The sequence below is a fragment of the Streptomyces sp. NPDC003036 genome (assembly GCF_040611175.1).
GTDB lineage: Bacteria > Actinomycetota > Actinomycetes > Streptomycetales > Streptomycetaceae > Streptomyces.
Genome location: NZ_JBEXNO010000019.1, coordinates 53499 through 67107, shown reverse-complemented (window position 1 = coordinate 67107; position 13609 = coordinate 53499). Strand labels below are relative to the sequence as shown.

Annotated in this window: 16 protein-coding genes; 3 read left to right on the top strand and 13 right to left on the bottom strand. The window is 71.3% G+C overall.

Translation table 11 applies throughout. From position 1 onward, the window contains the following. Positions 1–43: 43 nt before the first annotated feature. A complete protein-coding gene (locus tag ABZX67_RS16345) occupies positions 44–811 on the top strand; it encodes an SDR family oxidoreductase (RefSeq protein WP_355360219.1) in 768 nt (255 codons plus the stop codon). Positions 812–1409: 598 nt separating this feature from the next. Here ABZX67_RS16345 and ABZX67_RS16340 read toward each other — a convergent pair. Beyond that, positions 1410–2870, bottom strand: coding sequence for a hypothetical protein (locus ABZX67_RS16340; RefSeq protein WP_355360216.1), 1461 nt, complete (start codon positions 2868–2870; stop codon positions 1410–1412). Between the two features lie 204 nt (positions 2871–3074). On the opposite strand from ABZX67_RS16340, the gene ABZX67_RS16335 reads away from it, so the two are divergent. Next, positions 3075–4925: an endonuclease/exonuclease/phosphatase family protein gene (locus ABZX67_RS16335; RefSeq protein ID WP_355360213.1), complete on the top strand. Its 1851-nt coding sequence runs from the start codon at positions 3075–3077 to the stop codon at positions 4923–4925. 9 nt (positions 4926–4934) lie between these two features. On the opposite strand, the gene ABZX67_RS16330 is transcribed toward ABZX67_RS16335, so the two are convergent. The 4 genes from ABZX67_RS16330 to ABZX67_RS16315 form a co-directional block, all read right to left on the bottom strand. Beyond that, complete coding sequence (locus ABZX67_RS16330; RefSeq protein WP_355360399.1) at positions 4935–5585, bottom strand: antibiotic biosynthesis monooxygenase; 651 nt, start codon at positions 5583–5585, stop codon at positions 4935–4937. Positions 5586–5764: 179 nt separating this feature from the next. Further along, positions 5765–6079 (bottom strand): DUF4235 domain-containing protein, encoded by a 315-nt coding sequence (locus ABZX67_RS16325; protein WP_355360210.1) that lies wholly within the window; start codon positions 6077–6079, stop codon positions 5765–5767. Between the two features lie 8 nt (positions 6080–6087). Then, entirely contained in the window at positions 6088–6345 is a 258-nt protein-coding gene (locus ABZX67_RS16320; RefSeq protein ID WP_355360207.1) for a DUF3618 domain-containing protein, read from the bottom strand. Next, entirely contained in the window at positions 6342–6731 is a 390-nt protein-coding gene (locus ABZX67_RS16315) for a phage holin family protein (protein ID WP_355360204.1), read from the bottom strand. The genes ABZX67_RS16320 and ABZX67_RS16315 overlap by 4 nt, the downstream gene beginning before the upstream one ends. Positions 6732–6876: 145 nt before the next feature. Here ABZX67_RS16315 and dapA point away from each other — a divergent pair, with 145 nt between their 5' ends. Next, on the top strand, positions 6877–7842 hold the full coding sequence (dapA, locus tag ABZX67_RS16310; RefSeq protein WP_355360201.1) for a 4-hydroxy-tetrahydrodipicolinate synthase: 966 nt from the start codon (positions 6877–6879) through the stop codon (positions 7840–7842). Here dapA and ABZX67_RS16305 read toward each other — a convergent pair. From ABZX67_RS16305 to sufD, 8 genes are all read right to left on the bottom strand, one after another. Continuing rightward, positions 7767–7976, bottom strand: a complete 210-nt coding sequence (locus ABZX67_RS16305; protein WP_355360198.1) for a hypothetical protein — start codon at positions 7974–7976, stop codon at positions 7767–7769. The genes dapA and ABZX67_RS16305 overlap by 76 nt on opposite strands. A 122-nt stretch (positions 7977–8098) precedes the next feature. Continuing rightward, complete coding sequence (dapD, locus tag ABZX67_RS16300) at positions 8099–9091, bottom strand: 2,3,4,5-tetrahydropyridine-2,6-dicarboxylate N-succinyltransferase (RefSeq protein WP_355360195.1); 993 nt, start codon at positions 9089–9091, stop codon at positions 8099–8101. 122 nt (positions 9092–9213) lie between these two features. Then, entirely contained in the window at positions 9214–9528 is a 315-nt protein-coding gene (locus ABZX67_RS16295) for a metal-sulfur cluster assembly factor (protein WP_355360396.1), read from the bottom strand. Between the two features lie 65 nt (positions 9529–9593). Next, positions 9594–10058 (bottom strand): Fe-S cluster assembly sulfur transfer protein SufU, encoded by a 465-nt coding sequence (gene sufU / locus ABZX67_RS16290; RefSeq protein WP_355360192.1) that lies wholly within the window; start codon positions 10056–10058, stop codon positions 9594–9596. A gap of 8 nt (positions 10059–10066) precedes the next feature. Beyond that, on the bottom strand, positions 10067–11323 hold the full coding sequence (locus ABZX67_RS16285) for a cysteine desulfurase (protein WP_355360189.1): 1257 nt from the start codon (positions 11321–11323) through the stop codon (positions 10067–10069). Beyond that, entirely contained in the window at positions 11320–12084 is a 765-nt protein-coding gene (sufC, locus tag ABZX67_RS16280; RefSeq protein ID WP_355360186.1) for a Fe-S cluster assembly ATPase SufC, read from the bottom strand. The genes ABZX67_RS16285 and sufC overlap by 4 nt, the downstream gene beginning before the upstream one ends. A gap of 7 nt (positions 12085–12091) precedes the next feature. Beyond that, entirely contained in the window at positions 12092–12409 is a 318-nt protein-coding gene (locus ABZX67_RS16275; protein ID WP_355360183.1) for a non-heme iron oxygenase ferredoxin subunit, read from the bottom strand. Next, positions 12409–13590, bottom strand: a complete 1182-nt coding sequence (sufD, locus tag ABZX67_RS16270; protein WP_355360180.1) for a Fe-S cluster assembly protein SufD — start codon at positions 13588–13590, stop codon at positions 12409–12411. Before sufD ends, ABZX67_RS16275 begins: the two co-directional genes overlap by 1 nt. Positions 13591–13609: the final 19 nt, after the last annotated feature.

Genomic DNA, 13609 nt, shown 5'->3' with positions numbered 1-13609 from the left:
GCCCCTGACACCCCCGGCAGACGGCGCGGCCCCCGCTCCCCCCGTGACGTTCCCCGCCACCGGACGCCGCGTCCTGGTCAGCGGCGCCTCGCGGGGCCTGGGCCGCGCCGTCGCCCTGGCCTTCGCGGCCAACGGCGACCGGGTCGCGGTCCACTACAACGCCCGAGGCGAGGAGGCGCGGCGCACCCTGGAGTCCCTCCCGGGCACGGGCCACGCCCTCGCCCCCGGCGACCTCTCCGACCCGGCGCAGGCGGCCCGCGTCGCGGACACCGCGGCGGACGCGCTCGGCGGCCTGGACGTCCTGGTCAACAACGCGGCGGTCAACATCCGCCACCCCCTCGCCGAGACGCCGTACGACACGTGGGTGGCGCTCTGGCAGCAGCACGTCTCCGTCAACCTCCTCGCCACGGCGAACCTGAGCCACCTCGCCGCGCGCCGCATGATCGACCAGGGCACGGGCGGCCGCATCGTGAACATCGGCTCCCGCGGCGCGTTCCGCGGCGAACCGGACCACCCCGCCTACGGCGCGACCAAGGCCGCCGTCCACGCCCTGGGCCAGTCGCTGGCGGTCTCCCTGGCGCCGTACGGCATCGCGGTCGCCTCCGTCGCACCCGGCTTCTTCGCCACCGAGCGCGTCGCGGACCGGCTGACGGGCCCGGAGGGCGAGGCGATCCGGACGCAGAGCCCCTTCGGCCGGGTGGGTACGGCGGAGGAGATCGCGGCGGCGGTGCGGTGGCTGGCCTCGCCGGAGGCCGAGTGGTCCTCCGGCACGATCCTGGACCTCAACGGCGCCTCGCACCTGCGCGGCTGAGTCAGGCCGGGCGGTACGCCGCGGGCTGGTGGCCGACCGGCAGGACGACCTAGAGCCGGAAGCCGCCGCCCGCGGGGCCCGCGTCGAGCGTGCCGCCGAACAGCGCGACGCGCTCGGACGTCGATGCGCGGGGGACGCGTTCCAGGTGAACCGCACGATCGCGCGGGTGCCGGGCCCGGCGTGCTCGGTCACGTTGGTGACGGCCTCCCGCACCACCCGGTACGCGGTCAGCTCCAGACTCTCGGGCAGGGGCGTGCGGTCGCCGTGCCCCTCGAAGTCGACGGTGAAGCCGCGGGGTGCTCAGCAGCGCCGGCATGCGGCGCAGCTCCCCCTGGCGTTCTTGCCCGACGTACTCCGTCACCGCCACCCGTGCGACGACTCGACTCGGCTGCCGCGGAGCCGCGCCGGCCCGGGGCCCGCACGGGCGCGAGCCCCCCACGACAACACGAGCCCCCGCGCTCCTAGGGGGTGTCTTGCCGATCTTGCCGGGCTCGCGACGCCTGGCACGCGCTCCCCCAGAGCTTCGCCTGGGGGGACCCCCAGACGCCGCCCGCTGATCCGGCCTGATCGACAAGACACCCCTAGCGGCTCATGCGCCTCACGCGCCCCCGCGCGACCGTGCCTTGAACGCGGCCTTCCGGGCCGCCTTCGCCACCCGCTTGTCGCGGTGCAGGCGGCCCATCGCCTCCAGCACCTCCGGCGTTGCCGGGTGCTCCACGCGCCAGGCGGTGTCGAAGAAGCCGCTGTGCTGGCCCGTCAGGCCCTCCACCAGGTCCTGGAGCTCCTCCAGTTCGCCCTGCGCGTCCAGCTGCGCCGCGATCGTGTCGATGGCCAGCCAGAAGATCATCGACTCCGGCGGCGCGGGCACGTCCGCCGCGCCCCGCTCCGCGAGCCACACCCGCGCGAGCCCGCCCAGCTCCGGGTCGTCCAGCACCTCCCGTACCGCCGGCTCCGCCTCCGGGCCCGCCAGGGTGAGCGCCTGCTGGCAGTGGAGCCGCCGCAGCGGGGAGCCCGCGTCCGTGCCCTTCGCGGCGGCGAGCAGCTCGCGCGCCGCGGCCACCGGCTCCCGCCGGGCCAGCCACTCCCGCGTCTCGGCCCGCGCGGCCCCCTCGGGGAAGTGCGCGACACCCGCCAGCAGCACCTCCGCACCCTTGTCCGCGAGGTCGCCGACCGCCGGCGCGGCCACACCGGCGTCCAGCATGCGCGCCCGGATGCCGTACAGGCCCAGCGGCGTGAGCCGCACCATCCCGTACCGCGACACGTCCTCGTCGTCGCCGGCCGCGACCGGCTCGGCGTCGCCCGCCTCCGCCATCAGCGCCTCGTCGACGGGCGTGTACTCCACGAGCCCGATCGGCTCCAGCACCCGGAACTGGTCGTCCAGCCGCATCATCGCCTCCGACACCTGCTCCAGGATGTCGTCGGTCGGCTCCCCCATGTCGTCCGGAAGGATCATCGACGCGGCGAGCGCGGGCAGCGGCACCGGGCCCGGCGCCCGGCCCGGCTCGCCCGCCCCGCTCTCCGAGACGGTCAGCAGGTACAGGTTGCCGAGGACCCCGTCGAGGAACTCGGCCTCGCCCTCCGGGTCCCAGTCCAGTGCCTCCAGGTCGATCCGGCCGTCCTCGCCGATGACGTCCGCGAGGTCGTCGAGCAGCGGCGCGGTCGCGTCCGCGAACACCGTCTCCAGGCCGTCCAGCCACAGCGCCAGCACGTCCTGCGGCGAACCGCCGGTGATCAGCGGCAGGTTCTCCCCCGCCGCGACGGTTCCCTCGCCCTCCTCCTCCGGGTCCTCGACCTCCACCAGCCCGGTGTCGACCGCAACCCGCCACGCCTCGCTTGCGTACGCCGCCCCGTCCTCGTCCGCGGGCAGCCCGAGCACCTCGGCGGCGGCCGGCAGCAGCTCGTCGACGAGTTCGCCACCGGCGCCGACACGCGTCCCGGGCCCCGCCCAGCGGGCGAGCCGGACGGCCCGGGCCAGCAGCGGGGCGGCGAGCGCGTCGCGCGCCAGCTCCGCGTCCGAGGGCAGCCGCACCGGCGGCAGGGTGGGGCGGTCTGACGACATCAGGGGTCTCTCCTCGGGGCGCGGAAGGGTCCAGGCGGCCCCCAGCGTAGACGCATTTGGGTGCATGTCCGGTGGTTCATGTACCGGTCAACCCCCGTACACCCGCCAACCCTTGACAACTGCCCCGTGCGCACAAGACATTGACGCGCGTAGATCTCTTACCCGGATCACACCCCCACCTCCCACCACCATCGGAGCCTCTTCATGCGTCCTTCTCCCCTGCCGAGAACCGCCGCCGTCTCGGCCGTCGTCGCCGCCGCGCTCGCCGCGGGCCTGCTCGCCGCATCCCCGTCCGCGTCCGCGTCGGGCAGCGAAACGGTCGCCGAGGCGATACGCGTGCACGACATCCAGGGCTCCACCCGCATATCCCCGCTCGCCGGCCGCCAGGTCACTGCCGTCCCCGGCGTCGTCACCGGCGTCCGCACGTACGGCTCCAAGGGCTTCTGGATCCAGGACACGCAGCCCGACGCCGACCCCGCCACCAGCGAGGGCCTGTTCGTCTACACCGGCTCCACCCCCACCGTCGCCGTCGGCGACGCGGTGACGGTCTCGGGCACGGTCACCGAGTACGTCCCGGGCGGCACGTCCTCGGGCAACCAGTCCCTCACCCAGATCAGCAAGCCCACCGTCACGGTGGTCTCCTCCGGGAACCCGCTCCCCGCGCCCACCACCCTCTCCGCGCACTCCGTGCCGTCGGTGTACGCGCCCGAGGGCGACCCGGCGGCCGGCGGCTCCATCAACGGCCTGCCGCTGCGCCCGGGTTCGTACGCCCTGGACTACTTCGAGTCGCTGGAGGGCACGAACGTCCGCATCGGCTCCTCCCGGGTCGTCACCGCCAGCAACGAGCACGCCGAGTTGTGGGTGACGGTGAAGCCGCACGAGAACCCGAGCGCCCGCGGCGGCGCGGTCTACGGCTCGTACACCTCCCAGAACACCGGCCGTCTGAAGATCCAGTCGCTGGCCCCGCTCGCCCAGCAGCCGTTCCCCAAGGCGAACGTCGGCGACTGGCTGACCGGCACGACCGAGGGCCCGCTGGACTTCAACCAGTTCGGCGGCTACACCCTCACCGCCCGCACCCTCGGCACGCTCGCCGACCGGGGCCTGGAGCGCGAGGTCACCGAGAAGCAGCACCGCAGCGAGCTGGCGGTGGCGACGTACAACGTCGAGAACCTCGACCCGAGCGACCCGCAGGAGAAGTTCGACGCGCTGGCGAAGGCGGTCGTGGAGAACCTCGCCTCGCCCGACATCGTGGCCCTGGAGGAGATCCAGGACAACAACGGCGCCAAGAACGACGGTACGGTCGCCGCCGACCAGACGCTGAAGAAGTTCACGGACGCGATCGTCGCGGCCGGCGGTCCGGCGTACGAGTGGCGCAGCATCGACCCGGCCAACAACAAGGACGGCGGCGAGCCCGGCGGCAACATCCGTCAGGTGTTCCTCTTCAACCCCGAGCGCGTGTCCTTCACCGACCGCGCGGGCGGCGACGCGGCGACGGCGACCGGGGTGGTACGGGAGCAGGGCCGCGCGGCCCTGACGCACTCCCCCGGCCGGATCGACCCGGCGAACGCCGCCTGGGACAACAGCCGCAAGCCGCTGGCGGGCGAGTTCACCTTCCGGGGCCGTACGGTCTTCGTGATCGCGAACCACTTCGGCTCGAAGGGCGGCGACGAGTCGCTGGTCTCGCACCACCAGCCGCCGAACCGTTCCTCCGAGACGAAGCGCCTCCAGCAGGCCCAGTCGGTCAACGCCTTCGTGAAGGACATCCTGAAGGCGCAGCGCACCGCCGACGTCGTCGTCCTCGGCGACATCAACGACTTCGAGTTCTCGGCGACGACGAAGGCCCTGACGGACGGCGGCGCGCTGTACCCGGCGGTGATGTCCCTGCCTCGCAGCGAGCGCTACTCGTACGTCTTCCAGGGCAACAGCCAGGTGCTGGACCAGATCCTGACCAGCCCGTCGATCCGCCACTTCGCTTACGACAGCGTGCACATCAACGCCGAGTTCGCGGAGCAGAACAGCGACCACGACCCGCAGGTGCTGCGCTTCCGCCCGTAAGGCCCTCGGTCACGCGCCCGGGCTGAGGCTCAGCGCGGGCGCGTACCGCTTGACCCCGCCCCCGACGACACCCGGGTATGTCAGCACCTTGCGCCACTGCGGGGTGGCCGACCCGATCCCGTCGCCGGGGGCGGCGAGCGCCTCGATGTGGGACCGGGCGCTGTCCCACTCGGCGTAGTTGAGGACGCGGGTGCCGTCGAGGCTGATGTGGAAGTCCCCGGAGATGCCCCCGGGGTGCGGGTGCGGGTCGGTCTCCAGCGCCTCGAACACCCCGTCGACCCAGTCCCGCTGCCGCGCGGCGTCCGCGCCCTCGAACTCGACGTCGACGATGACGACGCACCCCGGCACGCGGCTGTCGCCCTGCGCCGACCCGGACGTGCGGTAGAGCTCGTACGAACGGAGCTCCACGCGCTCGATGCCGGGCACGGCGGCGTCGATCTCGTCGTTGCGGTCGTCGCGGTGGCGGGCGACGAACTCGCGGTACGCCTCCTCGTCGCGCCACTGGGAGTAGTGGAGGAGGGTGTCGCCGTCCTCCCCGGTGTACACGGTGTACGAGAGGAGGCCGTCGAACGGCCAGTCGCGGCTCTGCCACGTCTTGGCGATGGCCTCCACGGCAGCGCGCTGCCGCACGGGCGTCCCGACGCGCCAGGTGCTGACCATGACGGCACCGACGCCGGGCCGGGTGAGGTCGGGGCGGGCGTCGGTGCCGAACGTCGCGATCGTCGTACGCGCCATGGCTGTTGCCTCTCGGTTCGCTGCCGCCCCCCGTTCGGTGCGGCCGGAACTCCATGATCAAACGTCAAGCATGCTTGAGGTCAACAGCTGGCGCTGACGGATTCTCACCCCGGCCAGGTACCGGTCAGCCGCCGGACCCCGACGGCGCCGGAGCGGTCCACGGCCGCCTTGACCACGGCGAAGATGGCGCCCTCGATCGCGGCCGCCAGCAGGATCTCCTTCCACTGGCGCTCCTCGTCCATGGCGTCCGGGGCGTCACCGTTTCCGACCGCCGCCCAGGCCCGGGAGAAGAGGGTGCTCGCGATGGCACCGCTCGCCATGCCGAGGAGGATGCCGACGGGCCGGTAGAGGAGCTTCTGCTTCCTCTTCTTCTTGTGCTGCTTCTTCTGCTTCTTCTGCTTGTCGTCCTTGTCGGCCATCCGCAGGCTCACCCCCACTTACCGCTGCGCCGCAGCTGCCAGAGCACGACCCCCGCGACGACCATGGCGGCGACGGCCGCGAGGACCGGGCGCGGGTGGTTGCGCACGGGCTCGGGGGTCTTGTCGTGCACCAGGTGGGCGGCGCGCGCCTTCACATCGGTCTTGGCCATCAGCTGGTCGATCGTCTCGCCCAGCTCCTGCCGCTTGCGCGCCGCCTCGCGCCGCAGCTCGTCAGGTCCGGGCGCCTTCCGCGTCTCCCGTGTCATCGGTGGACCCTCTCCTTGATCTCGTGGACGTCCGAACGCATCCCGTCGATCGCCCGCTCGGGCTTGGGCGGCACCGCGGCCTTCAGCTGCTTGCGGCCGAGGAGGGCCAGGACTCCGGCAATCACCAGGAACACCCCGGTCGCGATGAGCACCGAGGCCCACACGTCGAGGGCCAGGTTCAGCAGCGCGGCCACGGTGGCCCACACCCCGATCAGCCCGACGTACCCGACCGCGGCCGCGGCTCCGAGCATGCCGCCGCCCTTGCCGGCGCGTTTGCCCTTCTGCATCATCTCGGCCTGCGCGGTGCGCATCTCGGTCCTGACCAGGTCCGTGAGCTGCTCCGACGCCTGCTTCACCAGCTCGCCGACCGACGGTTCTCCGGCCATGGCAACGCCTCCCATCTCGTACGGGGAGCTTCGAGTACCCGATCGTCGGCGCTCGGAACCCCCTACGACCGTTCAGCACTGCTTTCCTCTGGGGGTAAGCAAATCTAAGTAGACCTTCACGTTCGCTGCCGGTCACACTGCGTACATGATCCACACCATCCCTCCCCCGCCCTTCGGCCGCGCGCTGTGCGCGATGGTCACGCCCTTCACCGCTTCGGGCGAGCAGCTGGACCTGGACCGGGCGCAGGAACTGGCGGCGCACCTGGTCGCCGAGGGCTGCGACGGACTCGTCCTGAACGGGACGACCGGTGAATCCCCGACGACGAGCGACGCCGAGAAGGCCGCGCTGGTACGGGCGGTCCGCGACGCCGTCGGTACGCGCACGGCCCTGGTCGCCGGGGTCGGCACGGCGGATACCCGCCACACCGTCGAGCTGGCCCGCCAGGCGGAGGCGGCGGGCGCCGACGGCCTCCTCGTGGTCCCGCCGTACTACAGCCGCCCGCCGCAGGCGGCGATCGAGGTTCATTTCCGGCGGGTGGCGGACGCGACGGGCCTGCCGCTGGCGCTGTACGACATCCCGGGCCGCACGGGCGTCCGCATCGAGCCCGAGACGGTCCTGCGGCTCGCGGACCATCCGCGGATCGTGGCGGTGAAGGACTGCGCCTATGACCTGCTGGGCTCGGCCAAGGTCATGGCGCGCACGTCACTGGCGTACTACTCGGGCTGCGAGGAGCTGAACCTCCCGCTGTACGCGATCGGCGGCGCGGGCTTCATCAGCACGGTCGCGAACGTGGCTCCGGGCCCGACCGTTGCGGTGCTGGACGCCTTCGACGCGGGCGACACGGCCCTGGCGGCCCGTCTCCACCAGCGCATGCTGCCGCTGACGGAACGGATGATGGCGTCGGGCCTGCCGGGCGCGGTGACGGCCAAGGCCCTCCTCTCCGCCGGCCCGGTGCGGGAACCACTGCAGCCCGCCGACCGGCGGGCGGTCGACGGGCTGCGTGCGGCGTACGAGGAACTGCTCCGGCAACCGGCTCAGGAGCCGGTCACCCGATTGCTCCCGAGGATGGAGACGTGCTCCAGCACGTCCTCCATCGGGTCGTCGATCTGACCGATCGACAGCAGGGTGATGCGGTGCCCGTTGTCGGATCCGCTGTGACTCTCATCGGCCTGAGCGGCCGCGCCGGACCAGAACACGGCCGCCAGCGCGAGCACCCCGGGAACGATCAGCCTGCCGGTCTTCATATCAGCCGTCCCTCGCCTTGCCCATTCGTGTGATACGCGCCGACCTGTTTATCCGTCCTACGGACGGAAAGGTCACGCGAGGTCGTGCGAAGTCACTCGAATCAGCGGCCCTGCTCGGCGGCTCAGTTGTGGCTGTGCAGGATGTCGTTGAGGCCGCCCCACACCGCGTTGTTCGGGCGGGCCTCGACGGCGCCGGTGACCGAGTTGCGGCGGAAGAGGATGTTGGAGGCGCCGGAGAGCTCACGGGCCTTGACGATCTGGCCGTCGGGCATGGTCACGCGCGTGCCCGCCGTGACGTACAGGCCGGCCTCCACGACGCACTCGTCGCCGAGCGCGATGCCGACGCCCGCCTCCGCGCCGACGAGGCAGCGCTCGCCGATGGAGATGATGACGTTGCCGCCGCCGGAGAGGGTGCCCATGGTGGAGGCGCCGCCGCCGATGTCGGAGCCGTCGCCGACGACGACACCCGCGGAGATGCGGCCCTCGACCATGGAGGTGCCGAGGGTGCCGGCGTTGAAGTTGACGAAGCCCTCGTGCATGACGGTGGTGCCGGAGCCGAGGTGCGCGCCGAGGCGGACGCGGTCGGCGTCGGCGATGCGGACGCCCTTGGGGACGACGTAGTCCGTCATGCGCGGGAACTTGTCGATGCTGGTGACCTGGAGGTGCAGGCCCTCGGCGCGGGCGTTCAGCCGGACCTTCTCGACGTCGTCGACGGCGACGGGGCCGAGGCTCGTCCAGGCCACGTTGGCGAGGTGCGCGAAGATGCCGTCGAGGTTCTGCCCGTGCGGCTTGACCAGCCGGTGGCTGAGCAGGTGCAGCCGCAGGTACACGTCGTGCGCGTCGAGCGGCTTCTCGTCGAGGGAGCTGATGACGGTGCGTACGGCGACGACCTCGACGCCCCGGCGGGCGTCGACGCCGATGGCCTTGGCGGCGCCTTCTCCGAGGAGGTTGACGGCCTGGTCGGAGGTGAGCCGCTCGGTCCCGGCCGGCCCGGGGGCCTCGGTGAGCTCGGGCGCGGGGAACCAGGTGTCGAGAACGGTGCCGTCGCCGGCGATGGTGGCGAGGCCGGCGGCGACGGCGCCGGTGGTGCGAGGTGCAGACGGTGCAGAAGTCATGCAGGAAACCTAACCGGCGGTCCCCCGCTCAGGCGAACCGGTCTCACTGTACGGAGAAACGGCCGTGCCCTCCGGAAATGAACCGGAGGGCACGGCCGTAGCAGGTCGCGAAGGGGCTCGGCTCAGACGTTGAAGCCGAGAGCGCGCAGCTGCTCCCGCCCGTCGTCCGTGATCTTGTCCGGGCCCCACGGCGGCATCCAGACCCAGTTGATCTTCAGCTCACGGACGATGCCGTCCGTCGCGGACTTCGCCTGGTCCTCGATCACGTCCGTCAGCGGGCAGGCCGCCGACGTCAGCGTCATGTCGAGGGTCGCGATGTTGGAGTCGTCGATGTGGATGCCGTAGATGAGGCCGAGGTTGACGACGTCGATGCCCAGCTCGGGGTCGACGACGTCGTACAGCGCCTCGCGGATCTCGTCCTCGGTCGCCGGCTTCATCGGGGCCGCGTCGGCCGTCGAGACCCCCTCGGCTGCTTCCACGGTCTCGGCCGTCTGGTTCTCGGTCATGCGGTCTTCCTCTCCGCGCCCTCACCCATCACCTGGGCCGTCGCGTCCTTCCAGGCCATCCAGCTCAGCAGGGCGCACTTCACCCGGGCCGGGTACTTGGAGACGCCGGCGAACGCGACCGCGTCCTCCAGCACCTCCTCCATGGCGTCGTCCGGCTCGATCCTTCCCTTGGACTGCATCAGCTCCAGGAAGGTGCCCTGGATCTGCTGCGCCTCGGCGAGTTCCTTGCCGACGAGGAGATCATTCAGTACGGAGGCCGACGCCTGGCTGATGGAGCAGCCCTGGCCCTCGTACGAGACGTCCGCGATGCGCGTGCCGTCGTACTTCACGCGAAGCGTGATCTCGTCACCGCACGTCGGGTTGACGTGGTGCACCTCGGCGTCGCCGTCCCGCAAGCCCCGGCCATGCGGGTTCTTGTAGTGGTCCAGGATGACGTCCTGGTACATCGAATCCAGCTTCACACCCGCTCCTAGCCGAAGAAGTTCCGGACGTGCTCCAGGCCCGCCACGAGGGCGTCCACCTCGGCCGGCGTGGAGTACAGATAGAACGACGCTCGCGTGGTCGCAGGAATTCCGTACCGCAGGCAGACCGGGCGGGCGCAGTGGTGCCCGACCCGGACGGCGATGCCCTGCTCGTCGAGGACCTGGCCCACGTCGTGCGGGTGGATGTCGCCGAGCGTGAAGGAGATCGCCGCACCGCGGTCCTCGGCCGTCACCGGGCCGATGATCCGAAGGTCGGGGACCTCCCGGAGGCGCTGGATGGCGTACTCGGTGATCGCGTGCTCATGCGCGGCGATCTTGTCCATGCCGATCGAGGAGAGGTAGTCCACGGCCGCGCCGAGGCCGACGGCCTGCGCGATCGGGGGCGTACCGGCCTCGAACTTGTGCGGGGCGGGGGCATACGTCGACGAGCTCATGGAGACCGTCTCGATCATCTCGCCACCGCCGAGGAACGGCGGGAGGTCCTCCAGCAGCTCCTGGCGGCCCCACAGCACGCCGATGCCCGTCGGGCCGCACATCTTGTGGCCGGTGAAGGCCACGAAGTCGGCCTGGAGCGCCTGCACGTCCAGCGGCATGTGCGGGGCGGCCTGCGAGGCGTCGATCAGCACCAGGGCGCCGACGTCCTGGGCGCGGCGCACGAGCGCCTCGACCGGGTTGACGGTTCCCATGATGTTGGAGACCAGCGTGAAGGAGACGATCTTCGTCTTCTCGGTGATGATCTCTTCGATGTTCGACAGGTCGAGCCGGCCGTCGTCGGTCAGCCCGAACCACTTCAGCTTCGCGCCGGTGCGCTGCGCGAGCAGCTGCCACGGCACGATGTTGGAGTGGTGCTCCATCTCCGTGATGACGATCTCGGTCTCGTGGTCGACCCGGTAGGGCTCGTCGGCCCAGCCCAGCATGTTCGCCACGAGGTTGAGCGACTCCGAGGCGTTCTTGGTGAAGATCACCTCGTTGCGGCTCGGCGCGTTGATGAAGGCGGCGACCTTGTCGCGCGCGCCCTCGTACAGCGCCGTGGCCTCCTCGGCCAGCACATGCACGCCGCGGTGCACGTTGGCGTTGTGCTGTTCGTAGTACTCACTCAGCACGTCGATGACCTGGCGCGGCGTCTGCGAGGTCGCCGCGTTGTCCAGGTACACGAGCTTCTTGCCGTCGTGGAGCACCCGGTCGAGGATCGGGAAGTCCTTGCGGATCGCCTCGGTGTCGAGAAGGCCCGGCAGCTGTGTCACGCGGATACGCCACCCTTCGTGTAGGACTCGTAGCCCTCGTTCTCCAGCTTGTCGGCGAGCTCGGGGCCGCCCGACTCCACGATCCGGCCGGCGGAGAAGACGTGGACGAAGTCGGGCTTGATGTAGCGGAGGATGCGCGTGTAGTGCGTGATCAGCAGGGTGCCGACCTCGCCGGTCTCGCGGACGCGGTTGACGCCCTCGGAGACGATGCGCAGGGCGTCGACGTCGAGGCCGGAGTCGGTCTCGTCGAGGATCGCGACCTTCGGCTTGAGGAGCTCCAGCTGGAGGATCTCGTGGCGCTTCTTCTCACCGCCGGAGAAGCCCTCGTTGACGTTGCGCTCGGCGAAGGCGGGGTCCATGTTGAGGCGCTGCATGGCCTCCTTGACCTCCTTCACCCAGGTGCGCAGCTTGGGGGCCTCGCCGCGGACGGCGGTGGCGGAGGTGCGCAGGAAGTTGCTCACCGAGACGCCCGGGACCTCGACCGGGTACTGCATGGCGAGGAAGAGGCCGGCGCGGGCGCGCTCGTCGACGGACATCTCCAGGACGTCCTCGCCGTCGAGGGTGACGGTGCCGCCGGTGATCGTGTACTTGGGGTGACCCGCCAGCGAGTACGCGAGCGTCGACTTGCCGGAGCCGTTGGGGCCCATGATGGCGTGGGTCTCGCCCTGCTTCACGGTCAGGTCGACGCCCTTGAGGATCTCCTTCGTGGCGTTGTCGGCCTCGACGGAGACGTGCAGGTCGCGGATTTCAAGCGTTGCCATGGGTGACTCAGGACTCCTGGGTGACGGAGACGAGCACATCGTCCCCTTCGATCTTTACGGGGTATACGGGGACGGGGCGCGTCGCGGGAAGGCCGGACGGCTTGCCGGTGCGGAGGTCGAAGGCGGAGCCGTGCAGCCAGCACTCGATCTGGCAGTCCTCCACCTCGCCCTCCGAGAGCGAGACGTTCGCGTGCGAGCAGATGTCGTGGATCGCGAACACCTCCCCCTCGGTGTGGACGACGGAGACCGGCGTGCCGTCGATCTCCACCCTCTTCGGGGTGTCCTCCTCCAGCTCGCTCAGCCCACAGGCGCGGACGAAGGGCATCAGAGCGACGCCTCCAGCTCGGCCTCGATCTTGGCGATGAGGCGCTCCTCGACGTCCGGCAGGCCGATCTGCTGGACGAGCTCCGCGAAGAAGCCGCGGACGACGAGGCGGCGGGCCTCGGCCTCCGGGATACCGCGGGCCATCAGGTAGAAGAGCTGCTCGTCGTCGAAGCGGCCGGTGGCGGAGGCGTGACCGGCGCCGGCGATCTCGCCGGTCTCGATCTCCAGGTTCGGCACGGAGTCGACGCGGGCGCCGTCCGTCAGAACCAGGTTGCGGTTCATCTCGTACGTGTCGGTGCCCTCGGCCGCGGCCTGGATGAGGACGTCGCCGATCCACACGGCGTGCGCGTTCTCGCCCTGCAGCGCGCCCTTGTAGGCCACGTTGGACTTGCAGTGCGGGGTGTTGTGGTCGACCAGGAGGCGGTGCTCCTGGTGCTGGCCCTGCTCGGTGAAGTACAGGCCGAAGAGCTCGGCCTCGCCGCCGGTCCCGGCGTACGTCACGCGCGGGTGCAGGCGGACCAGGTCACCGCCGAAGGTGACGACGACCGACTTGAAGGAGGCGTCCCGCCCGACCAGCGCGTTGTGCTGGCCGACGTGGACGGCCTTCTCGTCCCAGTCCTGGATGGAGACGACGGTGAGCTTGGCGCCGTCGCCGAGGAGGTAGTCGACGTTGGCGGCGAGCACCGCGTCACCGGTGTGGTCGATGACCACGACGGCCTCGGCGAAGGCGCCGAGCTCGATGACCTGGTGGCCGAAGGCGGTGCCGCCCTGGCCGTGCACGGAGATCCGGACCGGCTCGGTGAGCACGGTCTCCTTGGGCACGGTGACGACCGAGGCCTTCTCGAAGGCGGAGTACGCCTGGGCGGCGACCCGGTCCACCGGGGTGCCGGCCTTGCCGAGCCGCGCGTCGTCGCGGCCGACGGTCTCGACGGTGACACCCTCGGGCGCCTCCACCTCGACGCGTACGCCGTCGCCGGTGGCGACCGCGGTGCCGTCGTGCAGGCCGCGCAGCCGCTCCAGCGGCGTGAACCGCCACTCCTCCTCGCGGCCGTGCGGGACGGGGAAGTCCGCGACGTCGAAGGACGGGGGCGCGCTCATGCGGGTGGCGACGGTGGACTCGGCGGCCACCGCGATGGAGCCGGCGGTGGTGGAGCCCGCCGGGATGTTCTGGGCCTCAGCCATGGCTGTCGTGTTGCTCTCT

Bases quoted from the DNA above. Each gene is read 5' to 3' on its own strand.
- ABZX67_RS16340 (WP_355360216.1), bottom strand. From the start codon at position 2,870: ATGTCGTCAGACCGCCCCACCCTGCCGCCGGTGCGGCTGCCCTCGGAC.
- ABZX67_RS16335 (WP_355360213.1), top strand. From the start codon at position 3,075: ATGCGTCCTTCTCCCCTGCCGAGAACCGCCGCCGTCTCGGCCGTCGTC.
- ABZX67_RS16330 (WP_355360399.1), bottom strand. From the start codon at position 5,585: ATGGTCAGCACCTGGCGCGTCGGGACGCCCGTGCGGCAGCGCGCTGCC.
- ABZX67_RS16325 (WP_355360210.1), bottom strand. From the start codon at position 6,079: ATGGCCGACAAGGACGACAAGCAGAAGAAGCAGAAGAAGCAGCACAAG.
- ABZX67_RS16320 (WP_355360207.1), bottom strand. From the start codon at position 6,345: ATGACACGGGAGACGCGGAAGGCGCCCGGACCTGACGAGCTGCGGCGC.
- ABZX67_RS16315 (WP_355360204.1), bottom strand. From the start codon at position 6,731: ATGGCCGGAGAACCGTCGGTCGGCGAGCTGGTGAAGCAGGCGTCGGAG.
- dapA (WP_355360201.1), top strand. From the start codon at position 6,877: ATGATCCACACCATCCCTCCCCCGCCCTTCGGCCGCGCGCTGTGCGCG.
- ABZX67_RS16305 (WP_355360198.1), bottom strand. From the start codon at position 7,976: ATGAAGACCGGCAGGCTGATCGTTCCCGGGGTGCTCGCGCTGGCGGCC.
- dapD (WP_355360195.1), bottom strand. From the start codon at position 9,091: ATGACTTCTGCACCGTCTGCACCTCGCACCACCGGCGCCGTCGCCGCC.
- ABZX67_RS16295 (WP_355360396.1), bottom strand. From the start codon at position 9,528: ATGAAGCCGGCGACCGAGGACGAGATCCGCGAGGCGCTGTACGACGTC.
- sufC (WP_355360186.1), bottom strand. From the start codon at position 12,084: ATGGCAACGCTTGAAATCCGCGACCTGCACGTCTCCGTCGAGGCCGAC.
- ABZX67_RS16275 (WP_355360183.1), bottom strand. From the start codon at position 12,409: ATGCCCTTCGTCCGCGCCTGTGGGCTGAGCGAGCTGGAGGAGGACACC.
- sufD (WP_355360180.1), bottom strand. From the start codon at position 13,590: ATGGCTGAGGCCCAGAACATCCCGGCGGGCTCCACCACCGCCGGCTCC.